This window comes from Pseudonocardia broussonetiae (assembly GCF_013155125.1).
Classification (GTDB): Bacteria; Actinomycetota; Actinomycetes; order Mycobacteriales; family Pseudonocardiaceae; genus Pseudonocardia; species Pseudonocardia broussonetiae.
This window is the reverse complement of record NZ_CP053564.1, coordinates 2,515,243-2,538,414: the sequence shown is the minus strand read 5'-3', so window position 1 is coordinate 2,538,414 and position 23,172 is coordinate 2,515,243. Positions and strand designations below refer to the sequence as shown.

The window sequence follows — 23,172 nt, the reverse complement described above, 5'->3', positions numbered from 1 at the left end:
GCCCCCACGGTGCCGGGGATCCCTGACACCCCCGGTCAGGGAGCCGATCCGCTCAGTCGTAGACGCCGACGACGGACCACCTCCCGCCGCGGTGGGCGAGCAGCAGCGCCGTGCCGTCGTCGAGGGCGACCTGCATCCGGCTGACCGGCTCCGCGCCGGTCCACCACCGCTGCTCCAGCGGCCACGGGCCCGCCCACCCGAGCACCTCCCGGGCCGGGCCGCCGTCGACGGCCACCCGCTGCGGCGCGGCGGTGAGCCGGTCGGGCTCGGCCAGCCCGACCGGGGCCCCCGCGGCGTCGACGGGAGTGGCCGGGAGCGGCTCGACGGGCACCGTGGCCGGCGACGGCGCGGGCACCCGCCCCGGCCACGACGGCGGCGGCTCGGGCACCGCGGGGCGCCCCATCGGCGCCGACCGCGCGGTCGCGCGCCGCCGGGCGTTGGTGGGGCGGGGGTTCCCGGCCCCGGGGCGGCCTGCGGCGCTCACCCGCCCGGTGGCGCGCAGGACGTCGTCGGGCCAGCCGGCGGGGGCGCGGTGGGGGCCGTCCTCCGCCGCTCCCCACGACCACGCCCCCGGGTCCCGCTCCACCACGGGCACCGGCTCCGGCTCGGGCACCTCCGGCCGCGCGCGGCGCGCGGGCCGCCGGGTGCTCGCCGTGCGCGGCTCCCGCTCGTCGCCCCAGGGCACCAGCCGGACCTGCTCGCCCGGGTCGCGGCCACCCGTCAGCACCGCGGTGACCACGGCGTCGGGACCGAGCAGGGCCTGCACCCGCACCATCGCCCGCCCGGCCCGGGCGTCGGCCTCCCCGACCTCGCCCCACAGCCCGAGCTGCAGCGCCCCGGCCGTGACCGTCTCCTCCGGGGTGAGCCGCAGCCACCCCACCGACCCCGCGCCGCCGCGCGCGAGCCAGGCGTCGAGCTGCCAGCGGACGCGGTCGACGGTGCCGGCAGGGGTGAGCGGCTCGGCGCACCGCCAGATCCGGTGCAGCTCCTTCCCCGCCTCCCCGCCGGCCGGCACGGTGCGGGCCGCGATCCCCAGGCGCGTGCAGGACAGGCCGTGCCCGGCCAGCGCGGCGTGCAGCCGCTCGGCGAGGCCGCGGGCGGCGAACGCGGCGGCGTCGACGCGGTCGACCGGCGGGTCCAGCTCGATCTCGACGGCCAGCTCCTCGGGCGGGCGGCGGCGCAGCGGCGGGCGCGGGTCGAGCCCCCGGGCGAGCCGGTGCGCGAGCACCGCGTCGGCACCGAACCGGGAGGCGACGTCCTCCGGGTCGAGCCTCCCGAACGCCCCGAGGCTGCGCAGGCCGAGGCGGCGCAGGAGGTCGACGAGGTCGGCGCGGCCGGCGTCGGGCTCCCGGTCGAGCTCCTCGACGCCGAGCGGGGCGAGGAACGCCGGCGTGTCGCCCGCGCCGACGGCCAGCCCGCGCCGGGCGGCGAGCACCGCGGCGAACAGCCCGTCGGCCACCCCGACCTGGCACTCGACGCCGGTGCGGGCCGCCACCTGGTCGACGAGCCGCTCCGCCGCGGCCTGCTCCCCGCCGAACCAGCCGACCGGGCCCTGCGCCGGCAGCGCCAGCAGCCCCGGCCGGACGATCTCGACGCCCGGCGCCAGCTCCTCCACCGCGACGACGACCGGCTCGAACGCGCGCGCGTCGCGGTCGGCGTCGCGCGCGAGGACCACCAGGTCGGGGCAGCGCGCCTGCGCCTCCCGGCGGCGCAGCCCGCGCCGGACGCCGTGCGCGCGGGCCACCGCCGAGCAGGCCAGCACCCGGTTGGCCACCACCACCGCCGCGGGCCGGTGCGGCGCCACCCCCTCCGCCCGGGCCGCCGCCGTGACCGGCCAGTCGGGCGACCACAGCGCGAGCACCCGCACCGGCGCCCCGCTCATCCGGCCACCGCCTCGACCCGCGCCGCGGGAGCCACCCGCTCCCCGCCCACGCCCCCGCCGTCGGCGGGCAGCACCAGGCCCGCCGTGCGCCCCGGCCCGAGCCCGCGCCCCGCCGCCCGCACCCGGATCCGCCGGGAGCACAGCCGCCCGGCGCCCGCCTCCAGCCCCTGCCACTGCACGTCGGCGCAGCCCAGCTCGACGTCGGCCCCGGGCCACGGCCCCAGCGCGAGCAGCACCGCGCCGCGCTGGCGGGCGCGGGCGGCGAGGCGCTGCCGGTCGCCGGCCCGCACCCCCGCACCCGGGACGGCCACCACGTCCATCCCGTCGAGCAGCGCCACGGTGACGGCGAGCAGGTCGCGCCCCGGGTGCGGCACCAGCGCGAGCCGCTCCAGCACCACCCCCGCCTCGACCGCCGCGACGAGGCCGAGCTCCGGCCGCCCGACCACCCCCACCCAGGCTCCCTGCGCGGACGCCTCGCCGACGAGCCCGAGCAGCAGCGACGTGGACCCGGGGCCGGGCGCGAGCGCCACGGTGGACCCCCGCCGCAGCCCGCCGCCGAGCAGCAGCCCCGCGAGCGGCTCGACCACCGGCAGCACCCGGTCGTCGGACTCGACCGCCGCGACGGGCCGGACCCCCGCCGCGCGGTCCTCCGCCCCGCGCAGGAGCCCGCGGGCCAGCGCCAGCCGGCTCGCGACGTCGCCCCGACCCTGCTCGCCGTGCGCACCGCGCACCGCCACCTCGGCCACGCCGCGACCTCCCCTGGTGCCCGCGCCGAGGGGAAGTCGACGTCTCGAACTGATGTTCGAGTATACCGGAGGACGCCTCGAACACCAGTTCGATCGATGCACAGATCCGTCCACAGCCTGTGGACGGCCGTCAGGTGCCGGCCACCACCACCCGGAGCCCGACGAACGACTCCCGGACGAAGTGGGCGAGGTCGTGGCCGTCCGCGTCGGCGATCCAGCGCTCGAACGCGATCCGGAACACGGCGATGCCCGCCTCGGCGGCCAGGCTCGCGGCCGGGTCGGGGACCCCCCGCTCGCGCAGCGCCGCCGCCATGGCCGCGGCCAGCGACGCGAGCTTGATCAGCTCGCGCTCCCGGAGCTCCGCGTTGGCCGCGATGACGCCCTGCCGGACCCTGGCGCGGTCGCGGATCCGGTCGAACCCCGCGCCGGACGCCTCGAGCGCCGCCGCGACCGCGCTGATCGGCGACGCAGAGTCCGGCGCCCCGGCGACGGCCGAGACGAGGAGTTCCTCCAGTGCGGCCGACCCGGAGAACAGGACCTCGCGCTTGTCGGCGAAGTGCCGGAAGAAGGTGCGCTCGGCGAGCCCGGCCCTGGCGGCGATCTGGGCGACGGTGGTCTGCTCGAACCCGGACTCGAGGTAGAGCTCCAGCGCGGCCTGCGCGAGCCGGCCGCGGGCGTCGGGCTCCCATCGACTCATCCCCGGATCCTAGGTCACGACAGTGACTGACATGAACTGCTACGGTGATGGCAGAAGCTGACATCACTAGGAGGACTGCCGTGCGAGTGCTCGTCACCGGCGCATCCGGCTGGATCGGATCCGCCCTCGTCCCCGAACTCCTCATCGGCGGCCACCAGGTCGTCGGGCTCGCCCGCTCGGAGGCCTCGGCCGCGGCGCTGGTCGCGGCGGGCGCGACGGTGCACCGCGGCGACCTCGACGACCTCGACGGCCTCCGCACCGCGTCGGCCGCGGCCGACGGCGTCGTCCACCTCGCCTTCCGGCACGACCTCGCCTTCACCGGGGACATGGCGGGCGCGGCCGAGGCCGACCGCCGGGCCGTGGAGGCGATCGGTGACGCGCTCGCCGGCTCGGACCGCCCCCTCGTCATCGCCTCCGGGCTGCTCGGGGTCGCGCCGGGACGGACCGCGACCGAGCGCGACGTCCCCGACACCGCGGCGGGCGGCCGGGCCGTCACCGCGGAGGTGGCGCTCGCGCTCGCGGGCCGCGGTGTCCGCTCGTCGGTGCTGCGGCTGCCCCCGACGGTGCACGGCGAGGGCGACGCCGGCTTCGTGCCGTTCGTCATCGACGCGGCCCGCCGCCGCGGGGTCTCCGGCCACGTCGACGACGGCGCGCAGCGCTGGCCCGCCGTGCACGTGCTCGACGCCGCGCACCTGTTCCGGCTGGCCCTGGAGAACGCCCCCGCCGGGTCGGTGCTGCACGCCGTCGCCGACGAGGGGGTGCCGGTGCGCACCCTCGCCGAGGTGATCGGCCGGCACCTCGACGTGCCGGTCGTCCGCGTCGCGGCCGCGGACGCCGTCGCGCACTTCGGCTGGATCGGTGCCCTGCTCGCGCTCGACAGCCCGGCGTCCGCCGCGGTGACCCGCGACCTGCTGGGCTGGCAGCCCGTCCACCCCGCGCTCGTCGACGACCTCGACAAGGGCCACTACTTCAGCCGGCCGGCCCGACCCGCGGACGACACGGACGGGTGAGGCCGCTGGGGAGGGCCCGCGCGCTCCTCCACACTGGGTCACATGCTGGTGGCGGTGGTCCCCGCGCACGACGAGGAACACACCCTCCCGGAGTCGCTGGCGGCACTGCGCGTGCAGGACCCGTCCCCCGACCGCGTGGTCGTGGTCGCCGACGCCTGCACCGACGCCACCGCCGCCGTGGCCGCCGCGCTCGGGGCCGACGTCGTCGAGACGACGGGCAACACCGGCCGCAAGGCGGGCGCGCTCAACCAGGTGCTCGACGCGCTGCTGCCCGGTCTCGCCGACGACGACCTCGTCCTCGTCACCGACGCCGACTCCGCGCTGGCGCCGGGCTTCCTCGCCGCCGCGACCGCGCGCCTGCGCGAGGACCCGGGCACCGGGGCCGTCGGCGGCGTCTTCACCGGCCGCCCGGGCGGCGGGCTGGTGGGGGCGCTGCAGCGCAACGAGTACGCCCGCTACGCCCGGGAGGTCGCGCGGCGGGGCGGCGCGGCGCGGGTGCTCACCGGCACCGCCACGCTGTTCCGGGCGTCGGTGCTGCGCGAGGTCGCGGCCGCCCGCGGCGGCGCGCTGCCCGGCCGCCCCGGCGCCGTGTACGACCCCGGCGCGCTCACCGAGGACGACGAGATCACCCTCGCCGTCCGCACGCTCGGGCACCGCACCGCGTCACCGCGCGCGTGCGTCGTCGTCACCGAGGTGATGACGACCTGGCGCGACCTGTGGGAGCAGCGGCTGCGCTGGCAGCGCGGCGCGCTCGACGACCTGCGCGCCTACGGCCTCACCCGCGTCACCGCGCCGTACGCCCTGCGGCAGGCCGCGATGTACGTCGGGATCCTCGCCGTCGCGCTGTTCCTGCTGGCCACGGCCGTGTTCGCGGCGCACGGCGAGCTCGGGCCGCCGCGCGGGCCCTGGCTCGTCGTCACCGCCGTGCTCGTCGTGGAGCGGGTGGTCACGGTGCGCCGCCGCGGGTGGCGGGCGGTGCTGCTCGCCGCGCCCGTCGTCGTCGAGTTCGGCTACGACCTGTTCCAGCAGGCCGTGTTCCTGCGCGCGGCCGCCGACCTGCTCGCCCGCCGCGCCCCCGGCTGGCACCACCCCGTCGCGCGGATCCCGGTCGGGGCCTGAGGGGTGTACGGCAAGCTCGGTTCCACGGCGGTCCTGGCCGCGCCCACCGGCGCGCTGGCCGCCGGCGGCATGCACGCCCTGTGGTGGGCGGTCGCGGCCTGCACCCTGGTCGCCGCGGCGCTCGCGGCGGCGCGCCTGCTGCCCCGCCGCGAGCGCTGAGCTCCTCGCTCAGTGCGCGAAGTGGCGCGTGCCCGTGAGGTAGAGCGTGACGCCGGCGGCCTCCGCGGCCGCGGTGACCTCCGCGTCGCGCACCGACCCGCCCGGCTGCACGACCGCGCGCACGCCGGCCTCCAGCAGCACCTCGAGGCCGTCGGGGAACGGGAAGAACGCGTCGGAGGCCGCGACCGAGCCGCGGGCGCGGTCGCCGGCGCGCGCGACGGCGAGCCGGGCGGCGTCGACGCGGTTGACCTGCCCCATCCCCACCCCGACGGCCGCGCCGCCGGAGGCGAGCAGGATCGCGTTCGACCGCACCGACCGGCACGCCCGCCACGCGAACGCCAGGTCGGCGAGCACCTCGGCCGGCACCGCCTCGCCCGTGGCGAGGGTCCAGGAGGCGGGGTCGTCGCCGGGCGCGTCGACCGCGTCACGCTGCTGCAGCAGCAGCCCGCCGGTGATCGGGCGCAGCTCGGCGCCGGTGCGCGGCGGGGCGACCGGCAGCCGCAGCAGGCGCACGTTCTTCTTGCGCGCCAGCACCTCCAGCGCGCCGTCGGCGTAGGAGGGGGCGAGCACGACCTCGGTGAAGATCTCCGCGACCTGCTCGGCCATCTCCACGCTGACCTCGCCGTTGGTGGCGATGACGCCGCCGAACGCGCTCACCGGGTCGGTGGCGTGCGCCTTGCGGTGGGCCTCGGCGACGTCGGCGCCGACCGCGATCCCGCACGGGTTGGCGTGCTTGATCACCGCGACCGTCGGGGCGTCGCCGTGGTCGTGCGCCGCGCGCCAGGCCGCGTCGGCGTCGACGTAGTTGTTGTAGGACATCTCCTTGCCGTGCAACTGCTCCGCCGCGGCGAGGCCGGGGCCGCCGGAGACGTAGAGCGCGGCCGCCTGGTGCGGGTTCTCGCCGTAGCGCAGGGTCGCCGAGCGCTGCCAGGTGGCGCCGGCCCACGAGGGGAAGATCCCGCCGTCGGGGTCGGGCGCCAGGACGTTGCCCATCCAGGACGCCACGGCGACGTCGTAGGTGGCGGTGTGCCGGAACGCGTCGGCGGCCAGGAAGCGCCGGTCCTCCAGCGAGAACCCGCCGTTCTTGAGCTGCTCGAGGACCCACTCGTAGCGCGACGGGTCGACGACGACGGCCACGCTGTCGTGGTTCTTCGCCGACGCCCGGACCATCGCGGGCCCGCCGATGTCGATCTGCTCGACGCACTCGGCCGGGGTCGCGCCGGACGCCACGGTCTCGGTGAACGGGTAGAGGTTCGACACGAGCAGGTCGAACGGTGCGATGCCGAGCTCGGTGAGCTGCGCGAGGTGCTCGGGCTTGCGGGTGTCGGCGAGCAGGCCGGCGTGCACGCGCGGGTGCAGCGTCTTGACCCGCCCGTCGAGGCACTCCGGGAACCCCGTCAGCTTCTCGACGGGCGTGACCGGCACCCCGGCGTCGGCGATGCGCTGCGCGGTGGAGCCGGTGGAGACGATCTCGACGCCGAGCGCGTGCAGCCCGGTCGCGAGCTCCAGCAGGCCCGCCTTGTCGTAGACGCTGATCAGCGCGCGCTTCACGGGCCTTCTCACGGGATGGTCACCTCTCGTCCGGTCACGGTGGCCCCGTGTCGGGCCAGCGCGGCGACGGTGCCCACGAGCAACCGCCGCTCCTCGATCTTGATGCGTTCGTGCAGCGTGGCGACGGTGTCGCCCGGCTCGACGGCCACCGCGGCCTGGGCGAGCACCGGACCGGTGTCGGTGCCCTCGTCGACGAGGTGCACGGTGGCCCCGGTGACCTTCACGCCGTAGGCCAGCGCGTCGGCGACGCCGCGGACCCCGGGGAACGACGGCAGCAGCGCCGGATGGGTGTTGACGACGGGCGCGCCGACCTCCGCGAGGAAGCCCGGGCCGAGGATCTTCATGAACCCGGCGCTGACGACCAGGTCGGGGCGGTGCGCGGCCACGGCCTTCGCGAGCGCGGTGTTCCACGCGGCGCGGTCGGGGTGCTCGGCGACGGGCAGCACGAAGGTGGGCACCCCGGCGCGCTCGGCGCGGGCGAGGCCCTCGATGCCGGGGCGGTCGGCGCCGACGGCCACGACCCGCCCGGGCGGCCCGGCGTCGAGCAGGGCCTGCAGGAGGGTGCCCGAGCCGGAGACCAGGACGACCACCCGCGGCGGGTCGGGGATCTCGATCCGGCGGCCCGCTTGCGCAGAGCTCGGCGACGCGGACACGCAGGGGCTCCTCGCGGCTCGACGGTGATCGGCGGAACCCGTCCAGCCTAGGCGGCGGCGCAGGTCACACCGATGCCGGAGCCCCCGCGGTCAGCCGTCGGCGTCGCCGTCCGTCGCCTCGCGGGCCGCCCGCTCGGCGGCCTCGCGGGCGCGCAGGGCCACGAGCTCCCCCACGGTGCGGGGGGCGGGGGGCTGCGGGGCGGGGGGCTCCTCGTCAGGCGCCTCCTCGTCAGGCACCTTCTCGTCACGCGCCTCCTCGTCAGGCGTGACCTCGTCGGCCGCGGACTCGTCAGCCGTGGCCTCCTCGGGCGCGGCCTCGTCAGACCCGATCTCGTCAGCCGCAGCCTCGTCCGCCACGACCTCGTCAGGCACGACCTCCTCGAGGGCCACCTCGTCGCTCGGGCTCGCGTCGTCGCGGACGCTGTCCGTGGCCTCGGCCTCGTCCTCGGCAGGACCGTCGACCGGACCCGCCGCCCTCGCCCGCTGCCGGATCCCGCGCCGGTCGCGCACGGCGGGGCGGCGGCGGGTCACCCGGTCGCGCACGGTCCCGTCACCGGCCTCCGCGCCGGCCCCGGCGTCGACCTCCTCCGGCTCGTCCGACGCCGCCGGGGTCTGCGACTCCTCGTCGTCCTCGTACTCGTACGGGTCCTCGCCCGGGCCGCGCCCCTGGTTCAGGAACACCACGAGCAGCGCCGGCACCCCGACGAGCAGCAGCACCGACGGCACCAGCAGCTCCGCCGGGATCCGCACAGGGTCGTAGGGGCCGGCCGCGAGCCGGCCGCCCGCGAGAGCGCCGAGCAGCCCGACGACCGCGGCGGTCCCGGTGACGGCGACGCCCGCCACCGGCATCGCGTGCTCGCCCGAGCGGCGCGCGACCACCCCGGTCAGCACCCCGACGGCGATCGGGCCGGCCAGCGCGAGCAGGGCCCAGACCGGCGGCGGGCCGTCGGGCAGGGCCGCGAACAGCGGGAACACCGACGGCTCGCCCGGCGAGACGCCGAACGGCGACACCGACGCCGAGCCCACGGAGAACCCGGGACCGAGCACCCACGACACGCCGCCGACCACGGCGTTGGGCAGGTAGGCCAGGGCGAGCAGCGTCAGGCCGACACCGGCGCCGAGGTCGGGAGCGAGGTCGGCGTAGGCGCCGCCGACGGCGGGCGCGCCGAGCAGCAGGGACCCCAGCAGGGCGAGCGCGCCGAGCGCGACGAGCCCGGTGAGGGCGAACGCTCCTGTCCGCAGGGCGTCACCGGCCCAGGGCGGCACCCGCCGGTCGCCCGGACGGCCGCAGACCCGCACGACCCCGAGGGTCGCGGCCCCGCCCGCCACGAGCCCGGACGAGACCAGCGCGGCCCACGGTGCGGCGGCGACCTCGGTCGCGCGCGGCAGGAGTGCGCTGCCCAGGACGGCGACGGCGGAGTGCGCACCGGCGAACGTCGCGAGCACTGTGCCCGCGTCGGTCCGCCACCGCCCGCCGAGCCGGCGCACGGCCCAGCCCGCCCCGGTGGCGACGACCCCGACGACGAGCAGCGTCGGCAGCAGCGGCAGCACGCTGAGCGGGTGGCCGCCGAGCGCGAGCGGGATGAGGTGCGCGGCGAGCCACAGCGGGATGGCGGCGGCGAACGCGCTGTCGAGCGAGACGTCCGCGCCCCCCGTGAGCACGACGGCCGCCGCGGCCGGGACGAGCAGGGCGTAGCTGACGATGACCGTGCCCATCGCGCCGGCCATCAGGACGCGCAGGCGGTCGAACCCGTCGGCGTCGGGCCGCGACCCACCCGGTTCGTGATCGGAGGCGTCGAGGGTGCGAGTCACCCCAGCAGGGTCGCAGCGCGGCCCGCGGGGATCGAGCAGGCGCGCGGGGGCCCGGGCGGGTGATTCCGGCCGCGCCCCCGGCGCGTCAGCCGGGCCGGGACTGGTCGCCCGGGGTGATGAAGCGCGTCTCCTCGGCGGTCTCCTGGCCGGGCTCGCGGTGCTGCTCACCGGCGGCGGGCGCGCTGTGCGCGCCGTGCGGGCCGCTGTCGGCCGGCTGCACCGGCGAGCCGGACGCCGGGGTGCTCGCCGACGACGACACCTCGGGGGCCGCGTACCGGCCCGACTCCCCCGCACCCGGTGCGGGCATGGCCGCGGTGGCCTCCGAGCCGCCCTGGCCCGGGTCGGCGGGCTGGCCGCCGGGGGCCGCGCCGTAGCCGGCCGCGTAGCCGGGGCCGCCGTAGCCCGCGGCCTGCCCGTAGCCCGCGCCGTAGCCGGGGCCCTGCGGGCTGACCGGCAGCCCGCCGGTCGGGGGGCCGCCGTAGCCGGACTGCTGCCCGGGCTGGCCGTACCCGCCGCCGTACTGGCCGCCGTAGCCGGGCTGCTGGCCGGGCTGGCCGTAGCCGCCGTACTGGCCGCCGTAGCCCGGCTGCTGGCCGGACTGCTGGCCGTATCCGTACTGGCCGCCGTACCCGGGCGCCGACGGGGCCGATGGCCGCCGCGCGGGGGCCTTGACCAGGCCCGTGTCGAGCAGCAGCGCGCCGACGGCCGCCGCGGCGGCGAGGAACGCGAGGACGAGCCCGACGACCTGCACCGCGCTCGGGCCGCCGAACTCCTGCCCCAGCGCACCCCCGACGCCCTGCAGCAGCTGCAGCGTGCCGGTGACCAGCAGGACCGCAGCCGGGAGCAGCACGCGCCCGGTCCGCGGCAGGACCGCGGCGCCGGCGAGCAGCCCGCCGCCGATGATCAGCGCACCGGCCAGGCCTCCGGTGAAGGTGAGCTCGTCGAAGAACCCGAGGATGTAGACCACCACCACGAGGGCGGTGGCGGCGAGGGCGAGCAGCCGCGCCGGGCCCGGCTTCAGCTGGTGGTCGGTGCTGCTGCTGGCGGCCGACGAGGTCGGTTCGGGCTGCTGCGTCATGGTGGAATGCTCCCCTCCGTGCGGACTCCCGCGGTCCGGCGTACGGGCGTCCCGCACGCTAGACCATCGCGCCAGGGCGCCCGGTCCGGACGCGAGCCCCGGACGCAGGAAAGCCACTTTCCCGCCATCTGATGGCGGGAAAGTGGCTTTCCTGCAACGCGGCGACGGGCGACTACAGCCCCGCCACGATCTCCCGCATCAGGTCCGCGGTCTCGCTCGGCGTCTTGCCGACCTTGACCCCGGCGGCCTCGAGGGCCTCCATCTTCGCCTGCGCCGTGCCCGCCGAGCCGGAGACGATGGCGCCGGCGTGGCCCATCGTCTTGCCCTCGGGCGCGGTGAAGCCCGCGACGTAGCCGACGACCGGCTTGGTCACGTTCTCCTTGATGTAGGCCGCCGCGCGCTCCTCCGCGTCGCCGCCGATCTCGCCGATCATGACGATCGCGGCGGTCTCGGGGTCGGCCTCGAAGGCCTCGAGCGCGTCGATGTGCGTGGTGCCGATGACCGGGTCGCCGCCGATGCCGATGGCGGTGGAGAAGCCGATCTCGCGCAGCTCGTACATCATCTGGTAGGTCAGCGTGCCCGACTTGGAGACGAGCCCGATCTTGCCGGGGCCCGCGATGTCGGCCGGGATGATGCCCGCGTTCGACTTCCCGGGCGAGATGATGCCGGGGCAGTTCGGGCCGATGATCCGGGTCTTGTTGCCCTTGGCCACGGCGTGCGCCCAGAAGTAGGCGGAGTCGTGCACCGGCACGCCCTCGGTGATGATCACCAGCAGCGGGATCTCGGCGTCGATCGCCTCGATCACGGCGTCCTTGGTGAACTTCGGGGGCACGAAGGCGACGCTGACGTCGGCGCCGGTCTCCTTCATGGCCTCCTCGACGGTGGCGAACACCGGGAGGTTCTTGCCGCCGATCTCGACGGTCGTGCCGGCCTTGCGCGCGTTCACGCCGCCGACGATGTTGGTGCCCGCCGCGAGCATCTTGGTGGAGTGCTTGGTGCCCTCACCACCGGTGATGCCCTGGACGATGACCTTGCTGTTCTCGTTGAGGAAGATCGACATAGTCAGGCCCCCGCCGCTGCGAGCTCGGCGGCCTTGTCGGCCGCGTTGTCCATGGTGTCCACCTGCGTGACGAGCGGGTGGTTCGCGTCGTCGAGGATCTTGCGGCCCTCGAGGACGTTGTTGCCGTCCAGGCGCACCACGAGCGGCTTGGTGGCGCTGTCGCCCAGGATCTTCAGGGCCTCGACGATGCCGTTGGCCACCGCGTCGCACGCGGTGATGCCGCCGAAGACGTTGACGAAGACGCTCTTCACGTCGGGGTCGCCCAGGATGACGTCGAGGCCGTCGGCCATGACCTGCGCCGACGCGCCGCCGCCGATGTCGAGGAAGTTGGCGGGCTTGACGCCGCCGTGCTTCTCGCCCGCGTACGCGACGACGTCGAGGGTGCTCATGACGAGGCCCGCGCCGTTGCCGATGATGCCGACCTGGCCGTCGTCGAGCTTGACGTAGTTGAGGCCCTTGGCCTTCGCCTTGGCCTCGAGCGGGTTCTCGGTGCGCTCGTCGACCAGCGCCGCGTGCTCGGGGTGCCGGAAGCCGGCGTTCTCGTCGAGGGTGACCTTGCCGTCGAGCGCGATGACCCGGTCCTGCGGGTCGCGCACCAGCGGGTTGACCTCGACCAGCGTGGCGTCCTCGAAGACGAAGGTCTCCCAGAGCTTCACGATGACGTCGGCGGCCTCCTCGGCCACCTCGGCCGGGTACTTCGCCGCCGCGACGATCTCGGCCGCCTTCGCCCGGTCGACGCCCGCGATCGCGTCGATCGGGATGCGCGCCAGCGCCTCGGGGCGCTCGACCGCGAGCTGCTCGATCTCCATGCCGCCCTCGGCGCTCGCCATCGCGAGGAAGGTGCGGTTGGAGCGGTCGAGCAGGAAGGAGAAGTAGTACTCCTGCGCGATGTCGCTGGCCGTGGTCACGAGCACGCGGTGCACCGTGTGGCCCTTGATGTCGAGGCCGAGGATGTCGGTGGCCTTCTCGGCCGCCTCGTCGGGGGTCGTCGCCAGCTTGACGCCGCCGGCCTTGCCCCGGCCGCCGACCTTGACCTGCGCCTTGACGACGACGGCGGTGCCGAGCTCGGCCGCCGCGGCCTTCGCGTCCTCGACCGTCTCGACGGTCCTGCCCGGCAGGACCGGGACGCCGTGCGCGGCGAAGAGGTCCTTCGCCTGGTACTCGTAGAGATCCATGGGCTCTCCCACTCCGCTGTGCGTGTGAGCCGCTCTCCGGCTCGCGGAAACGCTGCTGCGACGACCCTAGCGACGCGCGCCGCACCTGCCCTGACCTGCCCCGGTGACTGCTGTCACCCCCGCCCGGACCGGGCCGTCCCGCACGGTGTGTCAATCGGGGACAGCACGACGGCGATCTCTGGCCTACCGTCGGGTGCATGGCGCTGGTCCGCGGGGGGCTCGACCGCCTGGCGTCGGCCGCCGGGGCGGTCGGCCGGGCCGCGGTCGAGGTCGGCCGCGCCGGGGCCTACACCGCGCGGACCTTCGGCACCCCCGCCGGCCTGCGCGGCGTCGCCGTCGAGTGGGCGTGGCTGGCGGCGCACATGGCCGTCTACCCGGCCGGGCTCCTGCGCGAGACGCTGGTCGAGTCCGGCGACGGCTACCGCACCGACACCCTGCCGCCCGAGCGCCGCGGCCTGCTGGTGGCCGACCCGGAGGGCGCCGGCTACCCGATCCTGCTGGTGCACGGGATCATGGACAACCGGTCGGTGTTCACCGTGTTCCGCCGCGCGCTGCGCCGGCGCGGGTTCGGCACCGTGCACGCGGTCAACTACAGCCTCTTCACCGGTGACGTCCGCACGGCCGCGCACGAGCTGCGCGGGCACGTCGAGCGGCTGCGCGAGGTCACGGGCGCCGAGCGCGTCCACATCGTCGGGCACTCGCTGGGCGGCATGATCGCGCGGTACTACGTCCAGCGCCTGGGCGGCTCCGACGTCGTCGACACGCTCGTGACGCTGGGCAGCCCGCACACCGGCTCGCTCAGCGCCTACCTCATGCCCACCCCGCTGGCCGCCCAGCTGCGGCCCGGCTCCGACCTGCTCCGCGAGCTGGAGGAGCCCGCCCCCGGCTGCCCGACGCGGTTCCTGGTCGTGTGGAGCCGCATGGACCAGATGATCGTGCCGCAGCGCAACGCCCGCCTCGCGCACGACGACCTGCACGTCGAACACCTGGAGTTGCGTGACGTCGGTCACCTCTCCCTGCCGATCGATCCGCGCTCGGTGCACTGGGTGGTCAGCGCGCTCGCTCGTTCGGACCATCGCCGTCACCCGTTCCGACGAGGTCAGGCGGTCGAGAACCCCCGTTCGACCACGTACGGCGAGCGCTCCTCGCCCGCGTCCTGATCGCAGCGGTCGACTTCCCGACACGCCGCACCCAGATTTGCCTACGGCGCGTGACCACCGCTACGTTTCGGCCGTTCGCATCACGGACCGGTCACGACGGCAGCAGGCATCCCCCGAGACGCCTGGGACATCCCCAGTCCACGCCGATCGGCCCGCGGTGCGGAGACCACCATCCGTCGAGAAGGGCAGGTCGTGGCGCGCCACCGCTCCCCCAGCGGCGCCCCGGACCACCTCAGTGACGTGACGGCGCCACTGCGCGTCGTCACCGTCCCCGGGGTGCACCGGCTACCGGCGCCTCCCGCCGCGTCCCTGCGCGGCCGCGTGACCGTCGCCGCCGTCGCCACGGGCGCCGTCGTCGCCGCCGGTCAGACCGCCGTCGCGCCCCTGCTCGAGGCCGCCGAGCCCCCGCCCGTCGCGATGAGCGCGCTGCTGCCGGTCGCCGAGGTCAGCGAGGCCTCCTTCCCCGTCGACGCCATCGGCGGCGACCAGGTGCTCCCCGGGGCGCTCGCGACCGTCGGGCTCGACCCGGAGTCGCAGGTCGACGTCCAGAACCTCACGAAGGCCGTCGAGATCGGCCAGGAGCTCGCCCGCCGCGACGCGATCCTCACCTCCGCGCTCTCCTTCGGCGCCCCGCTGGCGCACCTCGTCGGCGACCAGGCGTTCGTGCAGCCCACCATCGGCCGCTTCACCTCCGGCTTCGGCGGCCGCTGGGGCACCCACCACAACGGCATCGACATCGCCAACGCCATCGGCACCCCGATCTACGCCGTCACCGACGGGGTCGTGGAGGAGTCCGGCCCGGCGTCGGGCTTCGGCCTCTGGGTCGTGCTCCGCCACGCCGACGGCACCAAGTCGGTCTACGGCCACATCAACCGCGCGATCGTGCAGGTCGGCGACGAGGTGGCGGCGGGCCAGCAGATCGCCGAGCTCGGCAACCGCGGCTTCTCCACCGGCCCGCATCTGCACTTCGAGATCCACGACGCGAACGACCGCCCGATGAACCCCCGCCCGTGGCTGGAGCAGCACGGGATCGACGGCTTCTGAGCGGCGCTCAGGCCCGCTCGCGCGCCTCCCGCGCGAACGCCGCCCAGTCGTCCTCGGGACCGAGCACCAGCCAGGCGCGCATCGCGCGGCCGTGCCCGTTGTCGAACGGCGCCCCGACGCCCGCGTCGAGCAGCTCCCCCACCCGCGCGGGGTCGAGCTTCACGACGAACCGGCCGTAGACGTCGAGCATCGCGAAGATCGCGCCGCCCGCGCGCAGCGCCCGCGCGCCGAACCCGCGGGCCCCGGGCCGCGGCGACTCGACGCCGGGGTCGTCGGCGAACCCGTCGACGACCCCGGAGAAGCGCTCGGCCGCGTCCACCGCACCTACAGCTTCTGCATCGGCACGCCGCCGATCAGCATGAGCCGCACGGTGCCGGAGCTGCCGAAGTCGATCGTGACGGTGGCCCGCGCGCCGCTGCCGTCGGACGCGACGACCGTGCCCAGCCCGTACTTGTCGTGGTTGACGCGGTCGCCCACGTCGAGGCTCAGCGTGGGCGCCATCGACGCCTTCGGGACGTTCCACGTGCCGCGGTCGGTGGCGGTGCTGCGCCGGCCGAAGCCGAAGCGGCCCACCGGGGCCGAGCGCTCGGGCTCGGCGCGCCGCCAGTCGACCAGCCCCTCGGGCACCTCCGCCAGGAACCGCGACGCCGGGTTGGCGTTGGGCTGGCCGAACGCCGAGCGGATCATCGCGCGGGACAGGTAGAGCCGCTCCCGGGCGCGCGTGATGCCCACGTAGGCCAGCCGCCGCTCCTCGGCCAGCTCGGCCGGGTCGCCCATGGCGCGCATGTGCGGGAAGACGCCGTCCTCCCAGCCGGTGAGGAACACGACGGGGAACTCCAGCCCCTTCGCCGTGTGCAGCGTCATCAGCGTGACCATGCCCTGGTCGTCGTCGGGGATGGAGTCGGCGTCGGCGACCAGCGCCACGCGCTCCAGGAACGCGGCCAGCGAGCCGGGCTCGGGGGCGCCGACCTCCACGTCGGAGGCGTCCGGGTCGGCCGCGGCGACGTCGCCCGCGAACTCCCGCGCCACCGTGACCAGCTCGGCGAGGTTGTCCAGGCGCGACCCGTCCTGCGGGTCCTCGCTGGCCTCGAGCTCGGCGGTGTAGCCGGTCTTCGCGTAGACCGCCTCCAGCAGCTCGGCGGTCTCCTCCCCGCGGGCCACGAGCTCGTCGAGCTCGTCGAGCATCCGGACGAATCCGCCGATCGCCCGCTGCGAGCGCGTGACCAGGCCGGGGACGCGCTCGGGCTGCTCGGCGACGATCCGCAGCGCCGCGGCGAACGAGATGCGCTCGCGGTCGGCGAAGGCCGCCACGGTGTCCTCGGCCTTGTCGCCGATGCCGCGCTTGGGCACGTTGAGGATGCGCCGCAGGCTCACCGTGTCCTCGGGGTTGGACAGCACCCGCAGGTAGGCCAGCGCGTCGCGCACCTCCATCCGCTCGTAGAAGCGGACGCCGCCGACGATCTTGTACGCCATCCCGACGCGGGCGAACACGCCCTCGAAGACGCGCGACTGGGAGTTGGTCCGGTAGAACACGGCGATGTCGGAGTTGCGGTAGTCGCCGGAGTCGACGAGCCGGTCGATCTCGGCCGCGACGAACGCCGCCTCGTCGTGCTCGTTGTCGGCGACGTACCCGACGACCTTCTCGCCGTCGCCCTGCTCGGACCACAGGCGCTTGTCGCGGCGGTCCGGGTTGCGGGCGATGACGGTGTTGGCCGCCGTGAGGATCGTCTGCGTGGAGCGGTAGTTCTGCTCCAGCAGGATCGTGCGCGCGTCGGGGAAGTCCTGCTCGAACTCCACGATGTTGCGGATGTTGGCGCCGCGGAAGGCGTAGATCGACTGGTCGGAGTCGCCGACGACGCACAGCTCGCCCGGGCGCGCGCCCGGCGCGGCGGGCGCCACCAGCTCGCGCACCAGTGCGTACTGCGCGTGGTTGGTGTCCTGGTACTCGTCGACGAGGACGTGGCGGAACCGGCGGCGGTAGTACTCCGCGACGGCGGGCAGCCGCTGGAGCAGCGCGACCGTCTCCATGATCAGGTCGTCGAAGTCGAAGGCGTTGGCCGTGCGCAGCCGCGCCTGGTAGACGCCGTAGACCTCGGCCACCTTGCGCTCGTGGTCGTTGGTGGCGCGCTCCGCGGCGTCGTCGGCGGAGAGGAGCTCGTTCTTGAGGTTGGAGATCTGCGCCGCGACCGCGCGCGGCGCGTACTTCTTGGGGTCCGTCCCGAGGTCGCGCGTGATCATCCCGATCAGCCGACGGGAGTCGTCGGCGTCGTAGACGGAGAACGCGCTGCGCACGCCCAGGTGCGACGCCTCGCGCCGCAGGATCCGCACGCACATCGAGTGGAACGTCGACACCCACATCGCGTTGCCGCGGCGCCCCACCAGCGCGTCGACCCGCTCCTTCATCTCGGCCGCGGCCTTGTTGGTGAACGTGATCGACATGATCTCGCCGGGGTGCACGTCGCGCTCGGCCAGCAGCCAGGCGATGCGGTGGGTGAGTACCCGGGTCTTGCCCGACCCCGCGCCCGCGACGATCAGCAGCGGCGACCCCGCGTGCACGACGGCCTCGCGCTGGCGCGGGTTGAGACCCTCCAGCAGGGTCCGGCCCCGGGCGGTGCGGGGCTCGGTGACGGTCTCCTGGGGCAGTTCGAACAGCGCGCTCATCGCTCTCCCTCGCTGCGCGAGCTCGGCGCTGCGCGCAGGCGCCGTGTCATCGATTCGCTCGCAGGCTCGCTCATCGTGTTCCGCAGGGTACCGCCGCCCCCTGACCGTCCCGCGCTGTGGCACACTCCGACCGTGCTGCGGAGCTGCCGATTCCGCTACGGGTGCCGGACCCCGGTGCCCGTGGCCGCCCCGCGCTGACCAGCCCACGAGCCCCGGTGTCCAGCGGACCCGGGGCTCTCCCGCGTCCGGGTCCGCGCACCGGCGACGAGGAGGAGACGTGACCGTGAGCGCCGAACAGGCCCCGCCCGAGGACGACATCCCCGCCGAGGACGAGATCCAGGAGCTGCGCCAGGAGATCGACCGCCTGGACGCCGAGATCCTGCGGCTGGTCATGCGCCGCAGCGAGGTGTCGCAGCGGATCGGCCGCGCGCGGATGGCCGCGGGCGGCCCCCGCATCGTCTACAACCGCGAGATGGCGGTGCTCGCCCGGTTCCGCGACCTCGGCGTCGAGGGCCGCGAGCTGGGGATGCTGCTGCTGCGCCTGGGCCGGGGACGCCTCGGCGGGCGCTAGTTCTGGCACTCTGGACGCCATGGGTGCTGTGGTCGGTCTGGTGGCGTTCCTCGTGGCCCTCGCCGGGCTGCTCGTCGCGCTGGGCCACGTCGGGTACCTCGCGATGCTGAACAGCGCGGCGACGAAGCGCGGGGTCGCCGGCGGCGCCACGGCCGACTACGTGGCGGGCCGCTGGAAGGTCGCGGGCGGCACGGCCGCGGCGGCCGCGCTCGGGCTGCTGCTCACCAGCGGCGGGCTGCCCCTCGACGTGCTCGGCCTGCTGCTCGGCGGCGGGGCCGGCGTCGTCGCGAAGGGGGCGCTCGACCAGACCCGCGGGCGGTTCCGCGGCCAGCACTGACCCGGCAACGGGATGAACGGTCCGTCACACCCGACGAGCGGCGTTGCGCCGTGGGGATGAACGACGACGAGCGGGCGAGTAGCACTTGGCCCGTGGGTGCGCCATCCGGTAGACATTCCGCAACCCGTTCACTCCAAGGGAGGACGTCGCGCCGTGCCCCAGCTGCTGTCCCGCGCCGGTTCCACGGACGCCACCTCGGGCGACCTGCCCTCGGACGTCGTCACCGTCGCCGACCTGCTGAACCGGTACGCGCCCGACCCCCAGATCGAGGCCGCGCCCTCCACCGGCCCGGTCACCGTCGGCAGCATCCTGCGCCGCGAGGGCCGCGCCCCGCACGCGGCCGACCGGCCGGTCGCCGCGCGCAGCCGCTGGGAGTCCGACGGCGGCGACGACGACCGCCCGCGCCGGGGCTCCGGGGCCCTCGTGCGCCGCAGCGCGCTCGCCGCCGGCGGCCTGCTCGCCGCCGGGTCGGTCCTCGGCGCCACGGTGATGACGGACTCCTCGCTCACCGGCACGGTCGACGACACCCGCGCCTCCGGCGGCTACGCCGGCGAGGGCCGCCTCGACGAGCCCGCGCCGGGCCAGGAGCGCCCGATCCCGACGGTCATCGACACCGCGGCGCAGTCGCAGTCCCTCGACGCCGGCGAGGCCGCGCCGATGGCCTGGACCGAGGTCGCGTTCCCGCGCGCCGCGGGCGGCGCCGCCGACACCCCGGCCGCGACCCGCTCGTCGGCCCCGGGCGGCTCGTCGTCCGCCGGCACGGGCTCGTCCACCGGCGGCGGCTCGGGAGCCGGCGGCGGCTCCACCTCGGCCCCGTCCACCCCCTCCGACGACGCCGGTCCCGGCTCCGGTTCCGGCGGCGGCTCGGGCTCGGGCGGCCAGGGCGGCGGCTCCGCCCCGCAGGGCGGTGGTCTCGGCAGCACCGTCCAGGACCTCGGCGAGGGCGTGGGCGGGCCGCTCGGCGGGGTCGTCAGCGGCCTCGGTGGCGCCGTCAGCGGCGTCGGCGGCGCGCTGGAGGGCGACGAGCCCAGCATCGTCGGCGGCCTCGCCGGCGGCCTGCTCCGCTGAGCGGCTACACCAGCCGGCGGTCCGACGCCCAGCGCGACAGCTCGTAGCGGTTCGACAGCTGCGTCTTGCGCAGCACGCTCGACACGTGCGTCTCCACCGTCTTCACCGAGATGAACAGCTCCGCGGCGATCTCCTTGTAGGCGTAGCCGCGGGCCAGCAGGCGCAGCACGTCGCGCTCGCGACGGGTGAGCAGGTCGAGCTCCGGGTCGCCGGGCGGGGCCGCGCCGGGCTTGTTGGAGAACACGTCGAGCACGAACCCGGCCAGCCGCGGCGAGAACACGGCGTCACCGCCGTGCACGCGGCGGACCGCGTCGGCCAGCTCGCGCCCGGAGATCGTCTTGGTGACGTAGCCGCGCGCGCCCGCCCGGATCACCGCGATGACGTCCTCCGCGGCGTCCGACACCGACAGCGCGAGGAACACGACGTCGGGCAGCTCGGGCCGCAGCCGGCGCAGCACCTCGGCGCCGCCGCCGTCGGGCATGTGGACGTCGAGCAGCACGACGTCGGGCCGGTGGTGCCGGACCGCCGCCACCGCCTCGTCGACGGAGCCGGCCTCGCCCACCACCCGCACGTCCGGGACCCCGCGCTCGAGCTCCGCGCGGACGCCGGAGCGGAACAGGGCGTGGTCGTCGACGAGGAAGACGCTGATGGTGCCGTCGCCGTCCGGAGCCTGCTGGTCGGTCGGGTCTTCGGTCATGTCGCCGCCTCCTCGTGCGTGCGTACCGGCATCGCGAGGTGCACCTCGGTGCCCTCTCCCGGCGTGCTGCGCAGGCGGACCGTGCCGCCGTGCCGTGCCATCCTGCCGTGCACCGAGTCGGCCAGGCCGTGCCGGTCGCCCGGGATCGCGTCCGGGTCGAAGCCGGCGCCGCGGTCGCGCACGAACAGGTTGACCGCGTCGTCCTCCACCTCGACGTACACCGACACCTCGGCGACGCCCGCGTGCTTGGCCGCGTTGACCATCGCCTCGCGCCCGGCGAGCACGAGCGCGCGCAGGTGGTCGTCGAGCGGGCGGTCGGCGCCGACGACGACGGGCGCGACGGTCACGGCGTAGGTGTCCTCGACCTCGGCGGCCGCGGCGGCCAGCGCGGCCGTCAGCCCCTCGTCGAGCGTCGGGGCGACGCCGCGGCCGTAGCCGCCCGCCCCGTACAGCCAGGCCCGCAGCTCGCGCTCCTGCCCGCGGGCCAGCCGGGCCACCTCGCGGGGCTGGTCGGACTGGCGCTGGATGAGCGCGAGGGTCTGCAGCACGGAGTCGTGCAGGTGCGCGGCGATCTCGGCGCGCTCGGTCTCCACGATCCGCTCGCGGCGCTCCTCGGTGAGCTCGCGGACCAGCCGCACCCACCAGGGCACCGTCAGCACGCCGACGCCGAGCAGCGTGGCGAGCACCGCGAGCAGCGCGAACTGCACCTGCCCGAGCTGGAGCTGGCCGAACAGGAAGACCGCGATGCCCGCGGCGACGAACAGCGCCCCGGCGAGCGTGCGGAGCACCGCGTTGCGGCCCCCGGCGGTGCCCGAGCGGGTCCAGCGGCGGCGCTGCCCCTCGTCGGCCTCGCGCCACACCAGCGCCGCACCCACCGCGGCGACGCCGAGCGGGCCGACGATCCAGCCGATGAGGTCGTTGCCCAGTGCCGCAGCCGTCAGCGCGGCGGCCACGCCCAGCGCGGCCAGGCCCAGCGCCTGCTGGCGCTCCCGCGGCGGCGTCGGGCGCTCGACGTCGGCGCCCTCCTGCTTGACGAAGACCCACAGCAGCCCGTAGGCCATCGCGCCCGCCCACCACATGGCGGCGAGGCCGACGAAGGCCGCGCGCACCCAGGTGACCGGGATGCCCAGGTGGTCGGCCACCCCTCCGGCGACGCCCGCGACGATCCGGCCCGAGCGGCGGCGGGCCAGCGGTGGGGTCGGTGTGTTCACCCGACCATCGTCACACGCACGGGAGCGGGTGACATCGGGGGAATCTCGGGGGCGTCCCGGGGTCATCCCTCATGATGCGGGGGCCGGCGGCGAGCAGGGTGGTGGACATGGACGGGACAGAGCTGCGGACGAGCCTCCGCGACATGTGGGACACGCGGCCGGCACGGCCGCGGGAGGGCCGGCACGTCGCCGGCGTGGCTGCGGCGATCGCGCGCCGCTACGACGTGGACCCGGTGCTGATCCGCGTGGCGTTCGTCGTCGCCGCGTTCTCCGGCGTCGGGGTGCTGCTCTACGTCGCGGGCTGGATCGCGCTGCCCGACGGCACCGACGAGCCGGTCACCAGGCGGGGCCCGCGCGGCGCCGCGCTGGTGGGCCTGGCGGTCCTCGGCGTGATCGGGTTCGGGTCGCTGTTCGACGACAACGGCTTCGGCATCCTGCCGCTGGTCGTCGCGCTGGGGCTGCTGTTCCTGCTGCACCGCAGCCGGGGAGAGCGCGTGGCCGCGCGACCGGTCGTGCAGCAGGTCGCCCCGGAGGCGCCCGTGGACGGCTCCACCGTGTCGCTGGTCAAGGACGGCACGCCGCCGGCCTGGGACCCGTTGGGCGCCGCCCCGTTCGCCTGGGACCTGCCCGAGCCGGCCGGTCCGCCGCCCGCCCCGGCCCGCCGCCGCCCGCCGGTCACGGCTGTGACGCTCGGCGTCGCACTGCTCGCCGGCGGGGCCACCGCCGCGCTCATGCTGGCCATCGGCGTGCTGACGGCCCCGAACGCGCCCGTCCTCCTCGGCGTGGTGCTCACCGTGCTCGGGTTCGGGCTCGTCGCCGGGTCGTTCCTGCGGGCCGGCCGGGGGCTCATCCCGGTGGCCGTCGTCGTCGGTCTGGTGACGTGGGGCTCGCTCGCCACCGCGTCGTTCGACTGGCCCGAGGGCGGCGTCGGCGACCTCGCCGTCCGCCCGACGTCGGTGTCCCAGCTCCAGCCGGTCTACAGCCGCGGGGCGGGCGACGTCGACATCGACCTCACCGCGCTCGACCTCACCGCGCCCGGCGCACCGCTGGCCACCGAGGTCCGGCTCGGGGTCGGGGACGTCACGGTCACGGTGCCGCGCAACGCGGACCTGACGTTCACCGGCACCACCGGCGTCGGGGAGGTCCGTGCCGCCGACCAGCAGCGCGACGGCATCGACGGCACGCTCGCCGTCTCCGACCTGGGGGCGGACGGAATCGCGGGCGGTCGCCCGCTGGAGATCACCGTGCACTCCGGTGCCGGTGACGTGGAGGTGCTCCGTGGCTGAGCTGGAGACGGGCCGTCGCCGGCCCGAGGTGCTGACCCTGGTGACCGGGCTCCTGGCCCTCGTGCTCGCGGTGTGCGCGTTCGTGGGCGAGCTGCCCTCGATCGACCCGCGCTGGCTGCTCGCCGGCGGCGCGGCGTTCGTCGGGATGGTCCTGCTGGCGGGGAGCCTGCGGGGGCGGCGGGAGTAGACGACCCG

General features: G+C 76.1%; 23 protein-coding genes. 10 read left to right on the top strand and 13 right to left on the bottom strand.

What is annotated here, in order from left to right:
• Nucleotides 1-52: 52 nt before the first annotated feature.
• The 3 genes from HOP40_RS12640 to HOP40_RS12630 all read right to left on the bottom strand — a co-directional run bounded on the left by HOP40_RS12640 (nucleotide 53) and on the right by HOP40_RS12630 (nucleotide 3,325).
• Nucleotides 53-1,882: a DNA polymerase Y family protein gene (locus tag HOP40_RS12640; RefSeq protein ID WP_172157965.1), complete on the bottom strand. Its 1,830-nt coding sequence runs from the start codon at nucleotides 1,880-1,882 to the stop codon at nucleotides 53-55.
• Complete coding sequence (locus HOP40_RS12635) at nucleotides 1,879-2,628, bottom strand: hypothetical protein (protein WP_172157962.1); 750 nt, start codon at nucleotides 2,626-2,628, stop codon at nucleotides 1,879-1,881. The genes HOP40_RS12640 and HOP40_RS12635 overlap by 4 nt, the downstream gene beginning before the upstream one ends.
• A 130-nt stretch (nucleotides 2,629-2,758) precedes the next feature.
• A complete protein-coding gene (locus HOP40_RS12630; RefSeq protein WP_172157959.1) occupies nucleotides 2,759-3,325 on the bottom strand; it encodes a TetR/AcrR family transcriptional regulator in 567 nt (188 codons plus the stop codon).
• An 80-nt stretch (nucleotides 3,326-3,405) separates the two neighbouring features.
• Here HOP40_RS12630 and HOP40_RS12625 point away from each other — a divergent pair, with 80 nt between their 5' ends.
• From HOP40_RS12625 to HOP40_RS12615, 3 genes are read left to right on the top strand one after another with little or no spacing between them, the layout of a single operon-like run.
• Nucleotides 3,406-4,335 (top strand): SDR family oxidoreductase, encoded by a 930-nt coding sequence (locus tag HOP40_RS12625; protein WP_172157957.1) that lies wholly within the window; start codon nucleotides 3,406-3,408, stop codon nucleotides 4,333-4,335.
• Nucleotides 4,336-4,377: 42 nt separating this feature from the next.
• Entirely contained in the window at nucleotides 4,378-5,454 is a 1,077-nt protein-coding gene (locus tag HOP40_RS12620; protein ID WP_172157954.1) for a glycosyltransferase family 2 protein, read from the top strand.
• A gap of 3 nt (nucleotides 5,455-5,457) precedes the next feature.
• Entirely contained in the window at nucleotides 5,458-5,613 is a 156-nt protein-coding gene (locus tag HOP40_RS12615) for a hypothetical protein (RefSeq protein ID WP_172157951.1), read from the top strand.
• 9 nt (nucleotides 5,614-5,622) lie between these two features.
• Here the strand turns inward: HOP40_RS12615 and purH are convergent, their stop codons facing one another.
• The 6 genes from purH to sucC form a co-directional block, all read right to left on the bottom strand.
• On the bottom strand, nucleotides 5,623-7,176 hold the full coding sequence (gene purH, locus HOP40_RS12610) for a bifunctional phosphoribosylaminoimidazolecarboxamide formyltransferase/IMP cyclohydrolase (protein WP_172157947.1): 1,554 nt from the start codon (nucleotides 7,174-7,176) through the stop codon (nucleotides 5,623-5,625).
• Nucleotides 7,173-7,817 carry a phosphoribosylglycinamide formyltransferase gene (purN, locus tag HOP40_RS12605; RefSeq protein ID WP_240157642.1) on the bottom strand — a complete coding sequence of 215 codons (645 nt, stop codon included), beginning with the start codon at nucleotides 7,815-7,817 and terminating at the stop codon, nucleotides 7,173-7,175. The genes purH and purN overlap by 4 nt, the downstream gene beginning before the upstream one ends.
• Nucleotides 7,818-7,907: 90 nt before the next feature.
• A complete protein-coding gene (locus tag HOP40_RS12600) occupies nucleotides 7,908-9,629 on the bottom strand; it encodes a cell division protein PerM (RefSeq protein ID WP_172157944.1) in 1,722 nt (573 codons plus the stop codon).
• A gap of 85 nt (nucleotides 9,630-9,714) precedes the next feature.
• Nucleotides 9,715-10,707, bottom strand: coding sequence for a DUF5336 domain-containing protein (locus tag HOP40_RS12595; RefSeq protein WP_172157942.1), 993 nt, complete (start codon nucleotides 10,705-10,707; stop codon nucleotides 9,715-9,717).
• A gap of 172 nt (nucleotides 10,708-10,879) precedes the next feature.
• Nucleotides 10,880-11,767 carry a succinate--CoA ligase subunit alpha gene (gene sucD, locus HOP40_RS12590; RefSeq protein ID WP_172157939.1) on the bottom strand — a complete coding sequence of 296 codons (888 nt, stop codon included), beginning with the start codon at nucleotides 11,765-11,767 and terminating at the stop codon, nucleotides 10,880-10,882.
• A gap of 2 nt (nucleotides 11,768-11,769) precedes the next feature.
• A complete protein-coding gene (gene sucC, locus HOP40_RS12585) occupies nucleotides 11,770-12,942 on the bottom strand; it encodes an ADP-forming succinate--CoA ligase subunit beta (RefSeq protein WP_172157936.1) in 1,173 nt (390 codons plus the stop codon).
• Nucleotides 12,943-13,139: 197 nt separating this feature from the next.
• Between sucC and HOP40_RS12580 the strand changes: the two genes are divergently transcribed.
• Both HOP40_RS12580 and HOP40_RS12575 read left to right on the top strand, forming a co-directional pair.
• Nucleotides 13,140-14,102, top strand: coding sequence for an esterase/lipase family protein (locus tag HOP40_RS12580; protein WP_172157934.1), 963 nt, complete (start codon nucleotides 13,140-13,142; stop codon nucleotides 14,100-14,102).
• 240 nt (nucleotides 14,103-14,342) lie between these two features.
• The gene (locus tag HOP40_RS12575; RefSeq protein WP_240157641.1) at nucleotides 14,343-15,146 is read left to right on the top strand and encodes a M23 family metallopeptidase; all 804 of its coding nucleotides are present in this window, start codon (nucleotides 14,343-14,345) and stop codon (nucleotides 15,144-15,146) included.
• Nucleotides 15,147-15,153: 7 nt separating this feature from the next.
• Here the strand turns inward: HOP40_RS12575 and HOP40_RS12570 are convergent, their stop codons facing one another.
• Nucleotides 15,154-15,465: a hypothetical protein gene (locus tag HOP40_RS12570; protein ID WP_172157929.1), complete on the bottom strand. Its 312-nt coding sequence runs from the start codon at nucleotides 15,463-15,465 to the stop codon at nucleotides 15,154-15,156.
• Between the two features lie 5 nt (nucleotides 15,466-15,470).
• On the bottom strand, nucleotides 15,471-17,807 hold the full coding sequence (gene pcrA / locus HOP40_RS12565) for a DNA helicase PcrA (RefSeq protein ID WP_172157926.1): 2,337 nt from the start codon (nucleotides 17,805-17,807) through the stop codon (nucleotides 15,471-15,473).
• A gap of 277 nt (nucleotides 17,808-18,084) precedes the next feature.
• Here pcrA and HOP40_RS12560 point away from each other — a divergent pair, with 277 nt between their 5' ends.
• The 3 genes from HOP40_RS12560 (at nucleotide 18,085) to HOP40_RS12550 (ending at nucleotide 19,783) form a co-directional block, all read left to right on the top strand.
• Nucleotides 18,085-18,378 carry a chorismate mutase gene (locus tag HOP40_RS12560; RefSeq protein WP_205347169.1) on the top strand — a complete coding sequence of 98 codons (294 nt, stop codon included), beginning with the start codon at nucleotides 18,085-18,087 and terminating at the stop codon, nucleotides 18,376-18,378.
• A gap of 19 nt (nucleotides 18,379-18,397) precedes the next feature.
• The gene (locus tag HOP40_RS12555) at nucleotides 18,398-18,715 is read left to right on the top strand and encodes a hypothetical protein (protein WP_172157920.1); all 318 of its coding nucleotides are present in this window, start codon (nucleotides 18,398-18,400) and stop codon (nucleotides 18,713-18,715) included.
• Nucleotides 18,716-18,868: 153 nt separating this feature from the next.
• On the top strand, nucleotides 18,869-19,783 hold the full coding sequence (locus tag HOP40_RS12550; protein WP_172157918.1) for a hypothetical protein: 915 nt from the start codon (nucleotides 18,869-18,871) through the stop codon (nucleotides 19,781-19,783).
• A gap of 4 nt (nucleotides 19,784-19,787) precedes the next feature.
• Here HOP40_RS12550 and HOP40_RS12545 read toward each other — a convergent pair whose 3' ends face one another.
• Together HOP40_RS12545 and HOP40_RS12540 are read right to left on the bottom strand one after the other, a co-directional pair.
• Nucleotides 19,788-20,480: a response regulator gene (locus tag HOP40_RS12545; protein WP_172157916.1), complete on the bottom strand. Its 693-nt coding sequence runs from the start codon at nucleotides 20,478-20,480 to the stop codon at nucleotides 19,788-19,790.
• Complete coding sequence (locus HOP40_RS12540; protein ID WP_420821801.1) at nucleotides 20,477-21,691, bottom strand: ATP-binding protein; 1,215 nt, start codon at nucleotides 21,689-21,691, stop codon at nucleotides 20,477-20,479. The genes HOP40_RS12545 and HOP40_RS12540 overlap by 4 nt, the downstream gene beginning before the upstream one ends.
• A gap of 107 nt (nucleotides 21,692-21,798) precedes the next feature.
• On the opposite strand from HOP40_RS12540, the gene HOP40_RS12535 reads away from it, so the two are divergent.
• Entirely contained in the window at nucleotides 21,799-22,977 is a 1,179-nt protein-coding gene (locus HOP40_RS12535) for a PspC domain-containing protein (protein WP_172157911.1), read from the top strand.
• Complete coding sequence (locus tag HOP40_RS12530; protein WP_240157640.1) at nucleotides 22,970-23,164, top strand: hypothetical protein; 195 nt, start codon at nucleotides 22,970-22,972, stop codon at nucleotides 23,162-23,164. Before HOP40_RS12535 ends, HOP40_RS12530 begins: the two co-directional genes overlap by 8 nt.
• Nucleotides 23,165-23,172 lie beyond the last annotated feature (8 nt).

What these genes read in the sequence shown, in the direction of transcription:
- HOP40_RS12640 (WP_172157965.1), bottom strand. Translation starts at nt 1,882, where the DNA reads ATGAGCGGGGCGCCGGTGCGGGTGCTCGCGCTGTGGTCGCCCGACTGG.
- HOP40_RS12630 (WP_172157959.1), bottom strand. Translation starts at nt 3,325, where the DNA reads ATGAGTCGATGGGAGCCCGACGCCCGCGGCCGGCTCGCGCAGGCCGCG.
- HOP40_RS12620 (WP_172157954.1), top strand. Translation starts at nt 4,378, where the DNA reads ATGCTGGTGGCGGTGGTCCCCGCGCACGACGAGGAACACACCCTCCCG.
- HOP40_RS12595 (WP_172157942.1), bottom strand. Translation starts at nt 10,707, where the DNA reads ATGACGCAGCAGCCCGAACCGACCTCGTCGGCCGCCAGCAGCAGCACC.
- sucD (WP_172157939.1), bottom strand. Translation starts at nt 11,767, where the DNA reads ATGTCGATCTTCCTCAACGAGAACAGCAAGGTCATCGTCCAGGGCATC.
- sucC (WP_172157936.1), bottom strand. Translation starts at nt 12,942, where the DNA reads ATGGATCTCTACGAGTACCAGGCGAAGGACCTCTTCGCCGCGCACGGC.
- HOP40_RS12580 (WP_172157934.1), top strand. Translation starts at nt 13,140, where the DNA reads ATGGCGCTGGTCCGCGGGGGGCTCGACCGCCTGGCGTCGGCCGCCGGG.
- pcrA (WP_172157926.1), bottom strand. Translation starts at nt 17,807, where the DNA reads ATGAGCGCGCTGTTCGAACTGCCCCAGGAGACCGTCACCGAGCCCCGC.
- HOP40_RS12555 (WP_172157920.1), top strand. Translation starts at nt 18,398, where the DNA reads ATGGGTGCTGTGGTCGGTCTGGTGGCGTTCCTCGTGGCCCTCGCCGGG.
- HOP40_RS12545 (WP_172157916.1), bottom strand. Translation starts at nt 20,480, where the DNA reads ATGACCGAAGACCCGACCGACCAGCAGGCTCCGGACGGCGACGGCACC.
- HOP40_RS12535 (WP_172157911.1), top strand. Translation starts at nt 21,799, where the DNA reads ATGGACGGGACAGAGCTGCGGACGAGCCTCCGCGACATGTGGGACACG.